Source organism: Escherichia sp. WS338 (assembly GCF_046486405.1).
Classification (GTDB): Bacteria; Pseudomonadota; Gammaproteobacteria; order Enterobacterales; family Enterobacteriaceae; genus Escherichia; species Escherichia coli.
The window spans coordinates 26,642-41,378 of sequence record NZ_JBJQLL010000011.1 but is presented as its reverse complement, the minus strand read 5'-3'; the positions used below and the strand labels follow the sequence as shown (position 1 = coordinate 41,378).

The window sequence follows — 14,737 nt, the reverse complement described above, 5'->3', positions numbered from 1 at the left end:
TAAGGCGTTCACGCCGCATCCGACATTAATGGCACATCACCCGTGCGCCTCTTATCTGGCGCTTACTCGCCCTTTTTCGCCGCCTGAATATACAGCATCTCCAGCGCCAGCGTCGCCGCTGCCAGAGCGGTGATTTCCGACTGATCGTATGCCGGAGCCACCTCCACTACGTCCATCCCAACGATGTTGAGATCTTTCAGGCCGCGTACCAGTTTAATGGCGCGATCGGAGGTCAGGCCGCCAATTACCGGCGTACCGGTGCCTGGTGCAAATGCAGGGTCCAGGCAATCGATATCAAAGGTCAGGTAAACCGGCATATCACCCACAATCTGTTTCACCTGGGCGATAACGTCATCCACGCTGCGATCGTTCACCTGGCAGGCGTCCAGCACGGTAAAGCCGTTGTCTTTATCAAACTCGGTACGAATACCAATCTGCACGGAATGATTCGGGTCGATCAGACCTTCTTTCGGCGCGGTATAGAACATGGTGCCGTGGTCAAATTCACAACCGTTCGCATAGGTATCGGTGTGGGCGTCAAAGTGTACCAGCGCCATTTTGCCGAAATGCTTCGCATGAGCACGCAGCAGCGGCAGCGTAACAAAGTGGTCACCACCGAAGGAGAGCATACGCTTACCGGCAGCCAGCAGCTTCTCGGCGTGTGCCTGCAGCTTCTCGCTCATCTCACGGGCATCGCCGAAGGCATATACCAGATCACCGCAGTCCACCACGTTCAGGCGCTCACGCATGTCGAAATTCCACGGGAAGCGGTTGTGTTCCCAGGCCAGATTCGTCGAAACCTGACGGATCGCTGCCGGACCGTGGCGCCCCCCCGCACGGCCAGAAGTGGCCATATCGAACGGCACGCCAGTAATCACCCAGTCAGCATCGCTGTCATACGGCTGGAAGTTCATCGGCAGGCGTAAAAAACCAAAGGCGTTGGAAACCAGTGAGTTATCGTATTGATGACCTAAGGTGCTCATGGATGGACTCCTATTACAAAGTCGATATAAAAAAACCCTTCCGCGTCGTTAGGCCCGACGAGGAAGGGTTGGATTTGCGAAACACAATTTTGTGCTAATTATCGCCTTAAATGGGCGAGGCATCAAGCGAGGTTGCTATTTCCGACACGGTGGCGGCGCATAGCCATTGTTATCTGCCGGAAAGGCTTGTCCAGAGCACGGCGGCAGCGCGTTTTGCGCCGGGCCTTGTAATTCAAAGGCGGCAAAGCCGATTACACCGGTATTACGCACATCGCCTTGCGCCGAATTGGCTGCGTAGGAATCAGCAACGTTGGCGAACTGAAAAGCCGCTTCGGTATGTTTATCTTTGCGGAATCCTTTAATCGCTAACGAATCTCCGGCATTCACAATATAGCCGTTGTTATTCAGCGAACCTTGCTTGCCGTTCAGCACATCCAGGCCATCAACCGTAGCAACGATCTCGTAGTTGGTGTTACGACTGTAATTGCGGACATATAATTGATAATTCATTCCTACTCTGGCATGGACAATATAGCGTGGTTCATTATTTGACGAATCATAAACCCGCGTAATAGGTAGAGAATTAAAATTACCATCGCGAATAGCATATTCAAGTTCGTTAATACGAATGCTATAAACGCGGTCGTAGCCCGAAGGAACAGTCGTCGAATAACTAATAACGATCATCTCTGCCGGATCGCGCCAAGCTCGCTCAGCAGATACGCCCTGAACCGTTGAGTGCACATCCCCACCCCAGGCGGTGCCGACATTGCCTGATGCACTGCTATTATACTGCGCATTACTGGAACAACCGGCCAGCAGCACGGCTAATGCTATCAACGCGCTACGTACTTTCCCTTTTTTCATAACCGTTCCCTCTGCATTTAATTAATGCAGCGATTGTAGGGAGATTATTTAATAAGAAAAGCAGCTAAATTATTTTTAAGAATATATAAAAAGAAAGCGGGCCGATTTACGTAAATAAATCGACCCGCCAGCGGAATAATCTTAATTATTCATCTTCAAGATAGGTATAACCGTACAAACCTGCCTCGAACTCTTCAAGGAACTGTTGTTGCAGTTCAGCATCAAGATCGGTTTTCTTCACTTGATCACGGAACTGGGTTAACAACGTTTTCGGATCGAGCTGTACATATTGCAGCATATCCGCCACGGTATCGCCTTCGTCAGACAGTTCTACTTCTACGCTGCCGTCAGGGAAGACGAACACGTCAACCGCTTCGGTATCACCGAACAGGTTGTGCATGTTGCCGAGGATCTCCTGATATGCGCCGACCATGAAGAAACCGAGCATCGGCGGATTCTCTGGATCGTACTCCGGCATTGGCATTGTCGTGGCAATACCATCACCATCGATGTAGTGATCAATAGCACCGTCAGAATCACAGGTAATATCCAGCAGCACAGCGCGGCGCTCCGGCACTTGATCCAACCCTTCCAGCGGCAGAACCGGGAACAACTGGTCGATCCCCCATGCGTCCGGCATCGACTGGAACAGCGAGAAGTTGACGTACATTTTGTCAGCCATACGTTCCTGCAGCTCGTCGATAATCGGACGATGCGCACGGTTTTGCGGATCCAGTTGCTTCTGCACTTCATGGCACATGCTCAGATAGAGTTGTTCTGCCCATGCACGTTCTTGCAGGCTAAAGGTGCCGGAAGAGTAGCCGATATGAATATCGTGCAGATCCATCTGGCTGTCGTGTAACCATTCACGCAGAGAACGACGAGTTCCCGGTTCGTGCATCTCCTGCCAGGTTTCCCACATGCTTTGCAGGGCGCGCGGTGCGTCTTCTGCAGGCGCGGTCGGCACCGTGTATTCGTTACGTTCCACGCCGATGATATTCGACACCAGCACGGTGTGATGCGCAGTCACCGCACGACCCGACTCGGTGATTACCGTCGGATGTGGCAGACCATTTTCTTCACACGCATCACCAATCGCCCAGATGATGTTGTTGGCGTATTCATTGAGGCCGTAGTTCACCGAACAGTCGGACTGCGAACGGGTGCCTTCATAGTCCACGCCCAGACCGCCGCCAACGTCGAAGCACTGAATATTGACGCCCAGCTTGTGCAGTTCCACATAGAAACGCGCGGATTCACGAACGCCTGTCGCGATATCGCGAATATTAGCCATCTGCGAACCGAGGTGGAAGTGCAGCAGTTGCAGGCTGTCGAGACGCCCGGCTTCACGCAGGGTTTCAACCAGTTGCAGTACCTGAGTCGCCGCCAGGCCGAACTTCGATTTTTCCCCGCCGGAGGACTGCCATTTACCCGAGCCCTGCGAAGCCAGACGTGCACGCACGCCCAGACGAGGAACGACATTCAGACGTTCTGCTTCATCCAGCACAATGGCAATTTCTGACATCTTCTCAATGACCAGATAGACCTTGTGGCCCATCTTCTCGCCAATTAATGCCAGGCGGATATATTCGCGGTCCTTATAACCGTTGCAGACGATGACGCTACGGGTCATGCCAGCATGTGCCAGCACCGCCATCAACTCCGCTTTGGAACCGGCTTCCAGGCCCAGCGGTTCGCCCGAATGAATCAGGGACTCAATCACGCGGCGGTGCTGGTTAACTTTGATCGGATAAACGAGGAAGTAATCGCCGTTATAGCCGTAGGATTCCCGCGCACGTTTGAACGCGGCGTTAATAGAACGCAAACGGTGCTGCAGGATCTGTGGGAAACAGAACAGTGCAGGCAGACGCTGGCCCTGTGCTTCACGAGTTTTCACTAACTGCGCGAGATCGACGCGAGCTTCCGGGACGTCCGGGTCCGGGCACACGCTAATGTGGCCCAGCTCGTTAACGTCATAGTAGTTATTGCCCCACCAGGCAATATTGTAAGTACGCAGCATCTTGCTGGCTTCCTGGGAGCTCATTGCAACCTCCTGCATGGAGCGTAGTACACCGTGTTCGCCCGCTGACGAAGGCAAACCCATAGACATGTCGTCAGACATAGCGAACCTCAAATTATTTTATTAAGTGTAAAACAGTTAACGACTATCGCAGCCTGGAACTGCGATAACAACCCATAAGCACATGGATTTTCCAGCAGTGAATGCTGACGCTCCAACTGCGCAACCGGTTTCTTTTTCATAACATTATTAAGCACATAACCGAACGTAAGTGTGACAGTTCGGCGAAACCACGAGAAAACTCTTGTTTTTACAAGAGCGCCCTTGTTCAGTCCTCAGTAGCTGTAACCAGCTCTTGAATCCTGAGAAGCGCCGAGATGGGTATAACATCGGCAGGTATGCAAAGCAGAGATGCAGAGTGCGGGGAACGAATCTTCACCAGAACGGTGAGACAGGTTAAGCAGCAGACAACGGTTCATTATTTCGTATCACCTCCACGGCCGCCTGTTAAGACGAACCCACAAGCCAAAACTCTGTTTTCAACCCGGCTGGAAGTGGCAACACGAAAGAAACGTCGTGTGCTTTTTATTTAAGCCGCGCGCCGCGTTTTATACCCCACAATGGCAGAAAATTGCAAAAGATAAATACGCAGAATGCCAGCATTGTCAGGAAAAATTTCCAGCCACGTTTTTAACAGAATGAGACACGATTCAAAAAAAAGTGGAAATCGGGTGAAGAATTGACCTAAAATAGCCATCCAGATGTTAATCCATCCATACCGATTAACACTCAGACTGCCAGTGTTTTTAACCTGCAGAGTCGTGGTAGGATCCGCTACCACAGAAAATCCACACAACAGTTTGAGCTAACCAAATTCTCTTTAGGTGATATTAAATATGGCAAAACACCTTTTTACGTCCGAGTCCGTCTCTGAAGGGCATCCTGACAAAATTGCTGACCAAATCTCTGATGCCGTTTTAGACGCGATCCTCGAACAGGATCCGAAAGCACGCGTTGCTTGCGAAACCTACGTAAAAACCGGCATGGTTTTAGTTGGCGGCGAAATCACCACCAGCGCCTGGGTAGACATCGAAGAGATCACCCGTAACACCGTTCGCGAAATTGGCTATGTGCATTCCGACATGGGCTTTGACGCTAACTCCTGTGCGGTTCTGAGCGCTATCGGCAAACAGTCTCCTGACATCAACCAGGGCGTTGACCGTGCCGATCCGCTGGAACAGGGCGCGGGTGACCAGGGTCTGATGTTTGGCTACGCAACCAATGAAACCGACGTGCTGATGCCAGCGCCTATCACCTATGCACACCGTCTGGTACAGCGTCAGGCTGAAGTGCGTAAAAACGGCACTCTGCCGTGGCTGCGCCCGGACGCGAAAAGCCAGGTGACTTTCCAGTATGACGACGGCAAAATCGTTGGCATTGATGCTGTCGTGCTTTCCACTCAGCACTCTGAAGAGATCGACCAGAAATCGCTGCAAGAAGCGGTAATGGAAGAGATCATCAAGCCGATTCTGCCCGCTGAATGGCTGACTTCTGCCACCAAATTCTTCATCAACCCGACCGGTCGTTTTGTTATCGGTGGCCCGATGGGTGACTGCGGTCTGACTGGTCGTAAAATTATCGTTGATACCTACGGCGGCATGGCACGTCACGGTGGTGGTGCATTCTCTGGTAAAGATCCATCAAAAGTGGACCGTTCCGCAGCGTACGCAGCACGTTATGTCGCGAAAAACATCGTTGCTGCTGGCCTGGCCGATCGTTGTGAAATTCAGGTTTCCTACGCAATTGGCGTGGCTGAACCGACTTCCATCATGGTGGAAACTTTCGGTACCGAGAAAGTGCCTTCTGAACAACTGACTCTGCTGGTACGTGAGTTCTTTGACCTGCGTCCATACGGTCTGATTCAGATGCTGGATCTGCTGCACCCGATCTACAAAGAAACCGCAGCATACGGTCACTTTGGTCGCGAACATTTCCCGTGGGAAAAAACCGACAAAGCGCAGCTGCTGCGCGATGCTGCCGGTCTGAAGTAATCTTTCTTCACCTGCTTTCAAAGGCCAGCCTCGCGCTGGCCTTTTTCTTTTACCTCACCGCGGTGGATAGACATTCACGCCGCATCCGGCAAAAAAACCGCCCGCACAATAACATCATTCTTCCTCAACACGTTTTACCGCAAATTATCATCATTACTGAAACCGATTACACCAACCACACCAGCCAAATATTTGTAATATTTTCATATTATTATTCAGTTTTCACAGTTGTTACATTTCTTTTCAGTAAAGTCTTAATTGCAGATAACAGCGTTTAATCTATGATGATATAACTCAATTATTTTCATGCACTTAAATCATAACCAAGATAAATGTTAGTGTAAGCGATTACACTGATGTGATTTGCTTCACATCTTTTTACGTCGTACTCACCTATCTTAATTCACAATAAAAAATAACCATATTGGAGGGCATCATGCCTGACGCTAAAAAACAGGGGCGGTCAAACAAGGCAATGACGTTTTTCGTCTGCTTCCTTGCTGCTCTGGCGGGATTACTCTTTGGCCTGGATATCGGTGTAATTGCTGGCGCACTGCCGTTTATTGCAGATGAATTCCAGATTACTTCGCACACGCAAGAATGGGTCGTAAGCTCCATGATGTTCGGTGCGGCAGTCGGTGCGGTGGGCAGCGGCTGGCTCTCCTTTAAACTCGGGCGCAAAAAGAGCCTGATGATCGGCGCAATCCTGTTTGTTGCCGGTTCACTGTTCTCTGCGGCTGCGCCAAACGTTGAAGTACTGATTCTTTCGCGCGTTCTGCTGGGGCTGGCGGTGGGTGTGGCCTCTTATACCGCACCGCTGTACCTCTCTGAAATTGCGCCGGAAAAAATTCGCGGCAGTATGATCTCGATGTATCAGTTGATGATCACTATCGGGATCCTCGGCGCTTATCTTTCTGATACCGCCTTCAGCTACACCGGTGCATGGCGCTGGATGCTGGGTGTGATTATCATCCCGGCAATTTTGCTGCTGATTGGTGTCTTCTTCCTGCCAGACAGCCCACGTTGGTTTGCCGCCAAACGCCGTTTTGTTGATGCCGAACGCGTGCTGCTACGCCTGCGTGACACCAGCGCGGAAGCGAAACACGAACTGGATGAAATCCGTGAAAGTTTGCAGGTTAAACAGAGTGGCTGGGCGCTGTTTAAAGAGAACAGCAACTTCCGCCGCGCGGTGTTCCTTGGCGTACTGTTGCAGGTAATGCAGCAATTCACCGGGATGAACGTCATCATGTATTACGCGCCGAAAATCTTCGAACTGGCGGGTTATACCAACACTACCGAGCAAATGTGGGGGACAGTGATTGTCGGCCTGACCAACGTACTTGCCACCTTTATCGCAATCGGCCTTGTTGACCGCTGGGGACGTAAACCAACGCTAACGCTGGGCTTCCTGGTGATGGCTGCTGGCATGGGCGTACTCGGTACAATGATGCATATCGGTATCCACTCTCCGTCGGCGCAGTATTTCGCCATCGCCATGCTGCTGATGTTTATTGTTGGCTTTGCCATGAGTGCCGGTCCGCTGATTTGGGTACTGTGCTCCGAAATTCAGCCGCTGAAAGGCCGCGATTTTGGCATCACCTGCTCCACCGCCACCAACTGGATTGCCAACATGATCGTTGGCGCAACGTTCCTGACCATGCTCAACACGCTGGGTAACGCCAACACCTTCTGGGTGTATGCGGCTCTGAACGTACTGTTTATCCTGCTGACATTGTGGCTGGTGCCGGAAACCAAACATGTTTCGCTGGAACATATTGAACGTAATCTGATGAAAGGTCGTAAACTGCGCGAAATCGGCGCTCACGATTAATCTCCTCAGGCTTCCTCCCGTCGTGGAGGAAGCCACCTCTTGCAGTCATCTTTTCTTCGCTCTATCCTCTGCCGCTATGAAAACATCCCGTCTCCCTATCGCCCTCCAACAGGCCGTTATGCGTCGCCTGCGGGAAAAACTCGCCCAGGCGAACCTGAAGCTAGGGCGTAACTACCCGGAGCCAAAACTCTCTTACACCCAGCGCGGAACCTCTGCCGGAACAGCCTGGCTGGAAAGCTATGAAATTCGCCTCAATCCCGTTTTGCTGTTGGAAAACAGTGAAGCCTTTATTGAAGAAGTGGTGCCGCACGAACTGGCACATTTGCTGGTATGGAAACATTTCGGCCGCGTAGCACCACATGGCAAAGAGTGGAAGTGGATGATGGAAAGCGTGCTGGGCGTTCCCGCCCGTCGTACGCATCAGTTTGAACTGCAATCCGTGCGCCGCAACACCTTCCCCTACCGCTGTAAGTGCCAGGAACATCAGCTTACCGTACGCCGCCATAATCGCGTAGTTCGTGGCGAAGCCGTCTATCGCTGTGTTCACTGCGGCGAACAGCTGGTTGCGAAATAACCACCTGAACTATCAGGAACTTTCCTGATCTGGCTGATTGCATACCAAAACAACTTTCGCTACGTTGCTGGCTCGTTTTAACACGGAGTAAGTGATGTACCGTTATTTGTCTATTGCTGCGGTGGTACTGAGCGCAGCATTTTCCGGCCCGGCGTTGGCCGAAGGTATCAATAGTTTTTCTCAGGCGAAAGCCGCAGCGGTAAAAGTCCACGCTGACGCGCCCGGTACGTTTTATTGCGGATGTAAAATTAACTGGCAGGGCAAAAAAGGCGTTGTTGATCTGCAATCGTGCGGCTATCAGGTGCGAAAAAATGAAAACCGTGCCAGCCGCGTAGAGTGGGAACACGTCGTTCCTGCCTGGCAATTCGGTCACCAGCGCCAGTGCTGGCAGGACGGTGGACGTAAAAATTGCGCCAAAGATCCGGTCTATCGCAAGATGGAAAGCGATATGCATAACCTGCAGCCGTCAGTCGGTGAGGTGAATGGCGATCGCGGCAACTTTATGTACAGCCAGTGGAATGGCGGTGAAGGCCAGTACGGTCAATGCGCCATGAAGGTCGATTTCAAAGAAAAAGTTGCCGAGCCACCAGCGCGTGCACGCGGTGCCATTGCGCGCACCTACTTCTATATGCGTGACCAATACAACCTGACACTCTCTCGTCAGCAAACGCAGCTGTTCAACGCATGGGACAAGATGTATCCAGTTACCGACTGGGAGTGCGAGCGTGATGAACGCATCGCGAAGGTGCAGGGCAATCATAACCCGTATGTGCAACGCGCTTGCCAGGCGCGAAAGAGCTAACCTACACTAGCGGGATTCTTTTTGTTAACCCCTACCCCACGCGTACAACCGCGTGGGGAGACGACGCGGATTTTTAACTATGCGTATCCCCCGCATTTATCATCCTGAACCACTAACCAGCCATTCTCACATCGCGCTTTGCGAAGATGCCGCCAACCATATCGGGCGCGTACTGCGCATGGGGCCGGGACAGGCGTTGCAATTGTTTGACGGCAGCAACCAGGTCTTTGACGCCGAAATTACCAGCGCCAGTAAAAAAAGCGTGGAAGTGAAAGTGCTGGAAGGCCAACTCGACGATCGTGAATCTCCGCTGCATATTCACCTCGGTCAGGTGATGTCGCGTGGTGAAAAAATGGAATTTACTATCCAGAAATCGATCGAACTCGGTGTAAGCCTCATTACGCCACTTTTTTCTGAGCGCTGCGGCGTTAAACTGGATAGTGAACGTCTGAACAAGAAGCTCCAGCAGTGGCAGAAGATTGCAATTGCTGCCTGTGAGCAGTGTGGCCGTAACCGGGTGCCGGAAATCCGTCCAGCGATGGATCTGGAAGCCTGGTGTGCAGAGCAGGATGAAGGACTGAAACTGAATCTTCACCCGCGCGCCAGTAACAGCATCAATACGTTGCCGTTACCGGTCGAACGCGTCCGCCTGCTGATTGGCCCGGAAGGCGGTTTATCGGCAGATGAAATTGCCATGACTGCCCGCTATCAATTTACTGATATCCTGTTGGGACCTCGCGTTTTGCGTACTGAGACAACTGCGCTCACCGCCATTACCGCGCTACAAGTGCGTTTTGGCGATTTGGGCTAACGGAGAAGAATAATGATCAAGCTCGGCATCGTGATGGACCCCATCGCAAACATCAACATCAAGAAAGATTCCAGTTTCGCTATGTTGCTGGAAGCACAGCGTCGTGGTTACGAACTTCACTATATGGAGATGGCCGATCTCTATTTGATCAATGGTGAGGCTCGCGCTCGTACCCGTACTTTGAGCGTCGAACAGAACTACGATAAATGGTACGAGTTCACGGGTGAGCAGGATCTGCCGCTGGCCGATCTCGATGTGATCCTGATGCGTAAAGACCCGCCGTTTGATACCGAGTTTATCTACGCGACCTATATTCTGGAACGTGCCGAAGATAAAGGGACGCTGATCGTTAACAAGCCGCAGAGCCTGCGCGATTGTAACGAAAAACTGTTCACTGCCTGGTTCTCTGACTTAACACCAGAAACGCTGGTCACACGCAATAAAGCGCAGCTAAAAGCTTTCTGGGAAAAACACAGCGACATCATTCTTAAGCCGCTGGACGGTATGGGCGGCGCGTCGATTTTCCGCGTGAAAGAAGGTGATCCAAACCTCGGCGTGATTGCCGAAACCCTGACTGAGCATGGCACTCGCTACTGCATGGCGCAAAATTACCTGCCAGCCATTAAAGATGGCGACAAACGCGTGCTGGTAGTGGATGGCGAGCCGGTGCCGTATTGCCTGGCGCGTATTCCGCAGGGGGGCGAAACCCGTGGTAACCTGGCTGCCGGTGGTCGTGGGGAACCACGTCCACTGACGGAAAGCGACTGGGAAATTGCCCGCCGTGTTGGCCCTACGCTAAAAGCCAAAGGGCTAATCTTTGTGGGGCTGGATATCATTGGTGATCGTCTGACCGAAATTAATGTTACCAGCCCAACCTGCGTTCGTGAGATCGAGGCGGAATTTCCGGTATCGATCACCGGAATGTTAATGGATGCCATCGAAGCACGTTTGCAGAAATCTTAAATAACCTCCGCGGGACGGAGCCCATAAAGACTAAGAGTGACAGCGCCCATCTTTCCCCGCATACTGGGCGCTGTTGCTTTTTTGAACCAGGAAACAGAACCTCTGACAATGAATTTACAGCATCACTTTCTTATTGCCATGCCTGCTCTCCAGGATCCGCTTTTCCGCCGCTCAGTTGTTTACATTTGCGAGCATAATCCCGATGGCGCAATGGGGCTGATTATTAATAAGCCGCTGGAAAATCTGCAGGTCGAAGGAATTCTGGAAAAGTTAAAAATTACGCCAGAACCGCGCGATCCTGCCATTCGTCTGGATAAGCCCGTTATGCTTGGTGGCCCGCTGGCAGAAGATCGTGGGTTTATTTTGCATACCCCGCCGTCACGCTTTGCCTCCAGCATCCGTATTTCTGATAACACTGTGGTGACCACTTCCCGCGATGTCCTGGAAACGATAGGAACTCCTAAGCAGCCAGCCGATGTTCTGGTCGCGCTGGGTTACTCCTCCTGGGAGAAAGGCCAACTGGAACAAGAAATTCTCGATAACGCATGGCTAACGGCCCCGGCAGATCTGAATATTCTGTTCAAAACGCCGATTGCCGACCGCTGGCGCGAGGCGGCAAAACTGATTGGTGTGGATATTCTCACCATGCCTGGTGTGGCAGGGCACGCCTGATGAGTGGAACCTTACTCGCCTTCGACTTCGGCACCAAAAGCATTGGCGTAGCGGTCGGCCAACGCATTACCGGCACCGCTCGCCCTTTGCCTGCAATTAAAGCACAGGACGGTACGCCGGACTGGAACCTCATCGAACGTTTACTGAAAGAGTGGCAGCCGGACGAAATCATCGTCGGTTTGCCGCTGAATATGGACGGCACCGAGCAACCATTGACTGCCAGAGCGCGTAAATTTGCCAACCGTATTCATGGCCGTTTCGGTGTTGAAGTAAAGCTCCATGACGAACGTCTTAGCACCGTAGAAGCACGTTCCGGTCTGTTTGAACAGGGCGGCTATCGGGCGCTCAACAAAGGCAAAGTTGACTCTGCCTCTGCGGTTATCATTCTCGAAAGTTATTTCGAGCAGGGATATTAAGGCGATTTACTAGCGCACAGATTTCTGACAATGTGCTCGTTGTTTCATGTTGGATGCGGCGTAAACGCCTTATCCAACCTACAGTGAGTGCGAATTCAAAGTTACGCTTCCCTTGTAGGCCCGATAAGCTTGCGCATCGGGCATATTTACAATTCGTATCAGACACAGCAACGTCACAAGCGCCCTTCTTTCACCCGCTGCTGATAACTCTGCTGAAACGTTATCATCCCCACCTGCTGCCCGGTTTGAATAACATGCGGTAACTGGTGGGTTTTCCCTTCACGAATCAAATTCCCCACCGCGGGTGTGTTAATCAGCAATTCAAACAACGCCACGCGTCCTTCCTGTTTATCCACTTCCAGCTTTTGTGACAACACCGCCCGTAAACTACCTGCCAGTTGATTACGCACGGGATCTTTTTCCTGCGCCGGAAATGAATCTACCAGTCGCTCAACTGCCTGCGCCGCACCACGCGTATGTAATGTTGCCAGCACCAAATGCCCGGTTTCTGCCGCCGTCAGCGCCAGACGGATTGTCTCGCTGTCACGCAGCTCTCCGAGCAAAATCACATCAGGATCTTCCCGCAATGCAGCCCGCAATCCCGATGCGAACGTCATACAATGCAAACCGATTTCCCGCTGCTGGATCAAACATCGCTGGCTTGCATAGAGATATTCGACAGGATCTTCCAGCGTCAGAATATGCGCATCGGCATGTTGATTGAGATAGCCAACCATCGCCGCCAGCGTGGTAGATTTGCCACTCCCCGTCGCCCCCGTCACCAGAATCAGGCCATTCTCGCTCTTGAGTAATTCCGGCAATACCGCTGGTGCGCCAAGCTGTTCGAGCTGCGGGCAGTGCGAAGGTAACAGCCGTAACGCCAGCGAAATGCCTTGCCGTTGCGCGAACGCACTGCCACGCAATCGCTGGTTTTCCGCCAGCGACACGGCAAAATCCAGCTGACCATTCTCCAGCAATATTGCCCGCTGATCGTCATCCAGCCACTCCCGCAGTAGCTCTTCGACGTCCGGCGCATCAAACGGCGCAGCTTCCATTCGCCCGCGAATACGCCATCGTGCGGGCCAGGCGCTGCACAGGTGTAGATCCGAGACGTTATGCTTTACACTAAGGGCCACAATTTCTTCCATATTCATACTAAGATCCTCGGAAAATGAACGATATTGCGCATAACCTGGCACAGGTCCGGGACAAAATCTCAGCGGCTGCAACGCGTTGCGGCCGTTCTCCAGAAGAAATTACGCTGCTTGCAGTCAGTAAAACAAAACCTGCGAGCGCCATCGCAGAAGCCATTGATGCCGGGCAGCGTCAATTTGGTGAAAACTACGTTCAGGAAGGGGTAGATAAAATTCGCCACTTTCAGGAACTGGGCGTAACAGGATTAGAATGGCATTTTATTGGCCCGTTGCAGTCTAATAAAAGCCGCCTGGTGGCAGAGCATTTCGACTGGTGTCATACCATCGACCGTTTGCGCATTGCTACCCGCCTCAACGATCAGCGCCCGGCAGAACTTCCCCCTCTTAACGTACTGATTCAAATTAATATTAGTGATGAAAACAGTAAGTCCGGGATTCAACTGGCTGAACTGGACGAGCTGGCAGCTGCGGTCGCTGAACTACCGCGTTTACGTCTGCGCGGGCTGATGGCAATCCCTGCACCTGAGTCAGAATATGTAAGGCAGTTTGAAGTTGCACGCCAAATGGCTGTAGCATTTGCCGGACTGAAAACACGCTACCCGCATATCGACACGCTCTCTCTGGGAATGTCGGACGATATGGAAGCCGCCATTGCGGCAGGTAGCACGATGGTTCGTATCGGCACTGCAATTTTTGGTGCGCGTGATTACTCTAAAAAATAAGGAATTAAAGGAACGCCATGAATACGTTGACTTTCCTGCTTTCAACGGTCATTGAGCTGTATACCATGGTGCTGTTATTACGCATCTGGATGCAGTGGGCTCATTGTGATTTTTACAACCCCTTCTCACAGTTTGTAGTGAAGGTAACGCAGCCAATTATCGGGCCACTGCGCCGCGTTATTCCGGCAATGGGGCCCATTGACAGCGCCTCACTGCTGGTTGCGTACATTCTCAGTTTCATCAAAGCCATCGTGCTGTTTAAAGTGGTGACCTTTCTGCCAATCATTTGGATTGCCGGTTTACTGATTCTGCTGAAAACCATCGGCCTGCTGATTTTCTGGGTCCTGCTGGTGATGGCGATTATGAGCTGGGTAAGCCAGGGGCGTAGCCCGATTGAATACGTGCTGATTCAGCTGGCCGATCCGCTGCTGCGCCCGATTCGCCGCCTGCTACCGGCAATGGGTGGGATTGATTTCTCGCCGATGATCCTCGTTCTGCTGTTGTATGTCATCAATATGGGTGTCGCAGAAGTATTACAGGCAACCGGAAACATGCTGCTGCCGGGGCTGTGGATGGCGTTATGAGTGCCGTAACAATTAATGATGACGGTCTGGTTTTACGGCTCTATATTCAGCCGAAAGCCAGCCGTGATTCTATTGTCGGTTTACATGGCGACGAGGTAAAAGTCGCCATAACCGCGCCGCCGGTTGACGGCCAGGCCAACAGCCATCTGGTGAAGTTTCTCGGTAAGCAATTCCGGGTTGCCAAAAGCCAGGTGGTGATTGAAAAAGGCGAACTTGGCCGCCACAAACAAATTAAAATCATTAATCCGCAACAAATCCCGCCAGAAATCGCGGCGTTACTTAATTAG

18 protein-coding genes are annotated in these 14,737 nt (G+C 51.9%); 11 read left to right on the top strand and 7 right to left on the bottom strand.

The window, feature by feature from the left end; translation table 11 throughout:
• Positions 1-62: 62 nt before the first annotated feature.
• The 6 genes from speB to yqgD form a co-directional block, all read right to left on the bottom strand.
• A complete protein-coding gene (speB, locus tag ACJHWT_RS12170) occupies positions 63-983 on the bottom strand; it encodes an agmatinase (protein WP_000105566.1) in 921 nt (306 codons plus the stop codon).
• A gap of 135 nt (positions 984-1,118) precedes the next feature.
• Positions 1,119-1,850 (bottom strand): hypothetical protein, encoded by a 732-nt coding sequence (locus ACJHWT_RS12165; RefSeq protein WP_000715526.1) that lies wholly within the window; start codon positions 1,848-1,850, stop codon positions 1,119-1,121.
• Between the two features lie 145 nt (positions 1,851-1,995).
• Complete coding sequence (gene speA, locus ACJHWT_RS12160; RefSeq protein WP_001295380.1) at positions 1,996-3,972, bottom strand: biosynthetic arginine decarboxylase; 1,977 nt, start codon at positions 3,970-3,972, stop codon at positions 1,996-1,998.
• Between the two features lie 8 nt (positions 3,973-3,980).
• A complete protein-coding gene (gene yqgB, locus ACJHWT_RS12155) occupies positions 3,981-4,112 on the bottom strand; it encodes an acid stress response protein YqgB (RefSeq protein WP_001297406.1) in 132 nt (43 codons plus the stop codon).
• Between the two features lie 93 nt (positions 4,113-4,205).
• Positions 4,206-4,349 (bottom strand): protein YqgG, encoded by a 144-nt coding sequence (yqgG, locus tag ACJHWT_RS12150; RefSeq protein WP_001297404.1) that lies wholly within the window; start codon positions 4,347-4,349, stop codon positions 4,206-4,208.
• Positions 4,350-4,459: 110 nt separating this feature from the next.
• Positions 4,460-4,711 carry a protein YqgD gene (gene yqgD / locus ACJHWT_RS12145; RefSeq protein WP_001303651.1) on the bottom strand — a complete coding sequence of 84 codons (252 nt, stop codon included), beginning with the start codon at positions 4,709-4,711 and terminating at the stop codon, positions 4,460-4,462.
• A 55-nt stretch (positions 4,712-4,766) separates the two neighbouring features.
• On the opposite strand from yqgD, the gene metK reads away from it, so the two are divergent.
• The 8 genes from metK to ruvX all read left to right on the top strand — a co-directional run bounded on the left by metK (position 4,767) and on the right by ruvX (position 11,990).
• Complete coding sequence (gene metK / locus ACJHWT_RS12140; RefSeq protein ID WP_001062128.1) at positions 4,767-5,921, top strand: methionine adenosyltransferase; 1,155 nt, start codon at positions 4,767-4,769, stop codon at positions 5,919-5,921.
• Positions 5,922-6,357: 436 nt separating this feature from the next.
• Positions 6,358-7,752, top strand: coding sequence for a galactose/proton symporter (gene galP, locus ACJHWT_RS12135; protein WP_001696135.1), 1,395 nt, complete (start codon positions 6,358-6,360; stop codon positions 7,750-7,752).
• Positions 7,753-7,828: 76 nt separating this feature from the next.
• Positions 7,829-8,326 carry a SprT family zinc-dependent metalloprotease gene (locus ACJHWT_RS12130; protein WP_001696137.1) on the top strand — a complete coding sequence of 166 codons (498 nt, stop codon included), beginning with the start codon at positions 7,829-7,831 and terminating at the stop codon, positions 8,324-8,326.
• 94 nt (positions 8,327-8,420) lie between these two features.
• Positions 8,421-9,128, top strand: a complete 708-nt coding sequence (gene endA / locus ACJHWT_RS12125) for a deoxyribonuclease I (RefSeq protein ID WP_001305312.1) — start codon at positions 8,421-8,423, stop codon at positions 9,126-9,128.
• Positions 9,129-9,207: 79 nt separating this feature from the next.
• On the top strand, positions 9,208-9,939 hold the full coding sequence (rsmE, locus tag ACJHWT_RS12120) for a 16S rRNA (uracil(1498)-N(3))-methyltransferase (RefSeq protein WP_001300912.1): 732 nt from the start codon (positions 9,208-9,210) through the stop codon (positions 9,937-9,939).
• 12 nt (positions 9,940-9,951) lie between these two features.
• Positions 9,952-10,902 carry a glutathione synthase gene (gene gshB, locus ACJHWT_RS12115; RefSeq protein WP_000593258.1) on the top strand — a complete coding sequence of 317 codons (951 nt, stop codon included), beginning with the start codon at positions 9,952-9,954 and terminating at the stop codon, positions 10,900-10,902.
• A gap of 108 nt (positions 10,903-11,010) precedes the next feature.
• Positions 11,011-11,574: a YqgE/AlgH family protein gene (locus ACJHWT_RS12110; protein WP_001318029.1), complete on the top strand. Its 564-nt coding sequence runs from the start codon at positions 11,011-11,013 to the stop codon at positions 11,572-11,574.
• Positions 11,574-11,990 carry a Holliday junction resolvase RuvX gene (gene ruvX, locus ACJHWT_RS12105; protein ID WP_000017111.1) on the top strand — a complete coding sequence of 139 codons (417 nt, stop codon included), beginning with the start codon at positions 11,574-11,576 and terminating at the stop codon, positions 11,988-11,990. The genes ACJHWT_RS12110 and ruvX overlap by 1 nt, the downstream gene beginning before the upstream one ends.
• A gap of 173 nt (positions 11,991-12,163) precedes the next feature.
• On the opposite strand, the gene ACJHWT_RS12100 is transcribed toward ruvX, so the two are convergent.
• Complete coding sequence (locus ACJHWT_RS12100; protein WP_001696140.1) at positions 12,164-13,144, bottom strand: PilT/PilU family type 4a pilus ATPase; 981 nt, start codon at positions 13,142-13,144, stop codon at positions 12,164-12,166.
• Between the two features lie 17 nt (positions 13,145-13,161).
• On the opposite strand from ACJHWT_RS12100, the gene yggS reads away from it, so the two are divergent.
• From yggS to yggU, 3 genes are read left to right on the top strand one after another with little or no spacing between them, the layout of a single operon-like run.
• Complete coding sequence (yggS, locus tag ACJHWT_RS12095; protein WP_000997795.1) at positions 13,162-13,866, top strand: pyridoxal phosphate homeostasis protein; 705 nt, start codon at positions 13,162-13,164, stop codon at positions 13,864-13,866.
• A 17-nt stretch (positions 13,867-13,883) separates the two neighbouring features.
• Positions 13,884-14,450, top strand: a complete 567-nt coding sequence (gene yggT, locus ACJHWT_RS12090) for an osmotic shock tolerance protein YggT (protein ID WP_001094831.1) — start codon at positions 13,884-13,886, stop codon at positions 14,448-14,450.
• Complete coding sequence (yggU, locus tag ACJHWT_RS12085; RefSeq protein ID WP_001277194.1) at positions 14,447-14,737, top strand: DUF167 family protein YggU; 291 nt, start codon at positions 14,447-14,449, stop codon at positions 14,735-14,737. Before yggT ends, yggU begins: the two co-directional genes overlap by 4 nt.

Excerpts from the sequence above, each read along its gene's own strand:
- yqgB (WP_001297406.1), bottom strand. The coding sequence starts at position 4,112 with ATGAAAAAGAAACCGGTTGCGCAGTTGGAGCGTCAGCATTCACTGCTG.
- endA (WP_001305312.1), top strand. The coding sequence starts at position 8,421 with ATGTACCGTTATTTGTCTATTGCTGCGGTGGTACTGAGCGCAGCATTT.
- speB (WP_000105566.1), bottom strand. The coding sequence starts at position 983 with ATGAGCACCTTAGGTCATCAATACGATAACTCACTGGTTTCCAACGCC.
- ACJHWT_RS12130 (WP_001696137.1), top strand. The coding sequence starts at position 7,829 with ATGAAAACATCCCGTCTCCCTATCGCCCTCCAACAGGCCGTTATGCGT.
- ruvX (WP_000017111.1), top strand. The coding sequence starts at position 11,574 with ATGAGTGGAACCTTACTCGCCTTCGACTTCGGCACCAAAAGCATTGGC.
- metK (WP_001062128.1), top strand. The coding sequence starts at position 4,767 with ATGGCAAAACACCTTTTTACGTCCGAGTCCGTCTCTGAAGGGCATCCT.
- ACJHWT_RS12100 (WP_001696140.1), bottom strand. The coding sequence starts at position 13,144 with ATGAATATGGAAGAAATTGTGGCCCTTAGTGTAAAGCATAACGTCTCG.
- speA (WP_001295380.1), bottom strand. The coding sequence starts at position 3,972 with ATGTCTGACGACATGTCTATGGGTTTGCCTTCGTCAGCGGGCGAACAC.
- yggU (WP_001277194.1), top strand. The coding sequence starts at position 14,447 with ATGAGTGCCGTAACAATTAATGATGACGGTCTGGTTTTACGGCTCTAT.
- yggT (WP_001094831.1), top strand. The coding sequence starts at position 13,884 with ATGAATACGTTGACTTTCCTGCTTTCAACGGTCATTGAGCTGTATACC.
- ACJHWT_RS12110 (WP_001318029.1), top strand. The coding sequence starts at position 11,011 with ATGAATTTACAGCATCACTTTCTTATTGCCATGCCTGCTCTCCAGGAT.
- rsmE (WP_001300912.1), top strand. The coding sequence starts at position 9,208 with ATGCGTATCCCCCGCATTTATCATCCTGAACCACTAACCAGCCATTCT.
- yqgG (WP_001297404.1), bottom strand. The coding sequence starts at position 4,349 with ATGAACCGTTGTCTGCTGCTTAACCTGTCTCACCGTTCTGGTGAAGAT.
- gshB (WP_000593258.1), top strand. The coding sequence starts at position 9,952 with ATGATCAAGCTCGGCATCGTGATGGACCCCATCGCAAACATCAACATC.
- galP (WP_001696135.1), top strand. The coding sequence starts at position 6,358 with ATGCCTGACGCTAAAAAACAGGGGCGGTCAAACAAGGCAATGACGTTT.
- ACJHWT_RS12165 (WP_000715526.1), bottom strand. The coding sequence starts at position 1,850 with ATGAAAAAAGGGAAAGTACGTAGCGCGTTGATAGCATTAGCCGTGCTG.
- yggS (WP_000997795.1), top strand. The coding sequence starts at position 13,162 with ATGAACGATATTGCGCATAACCTGGCACAGGTCCGGGACAAAATCTCA.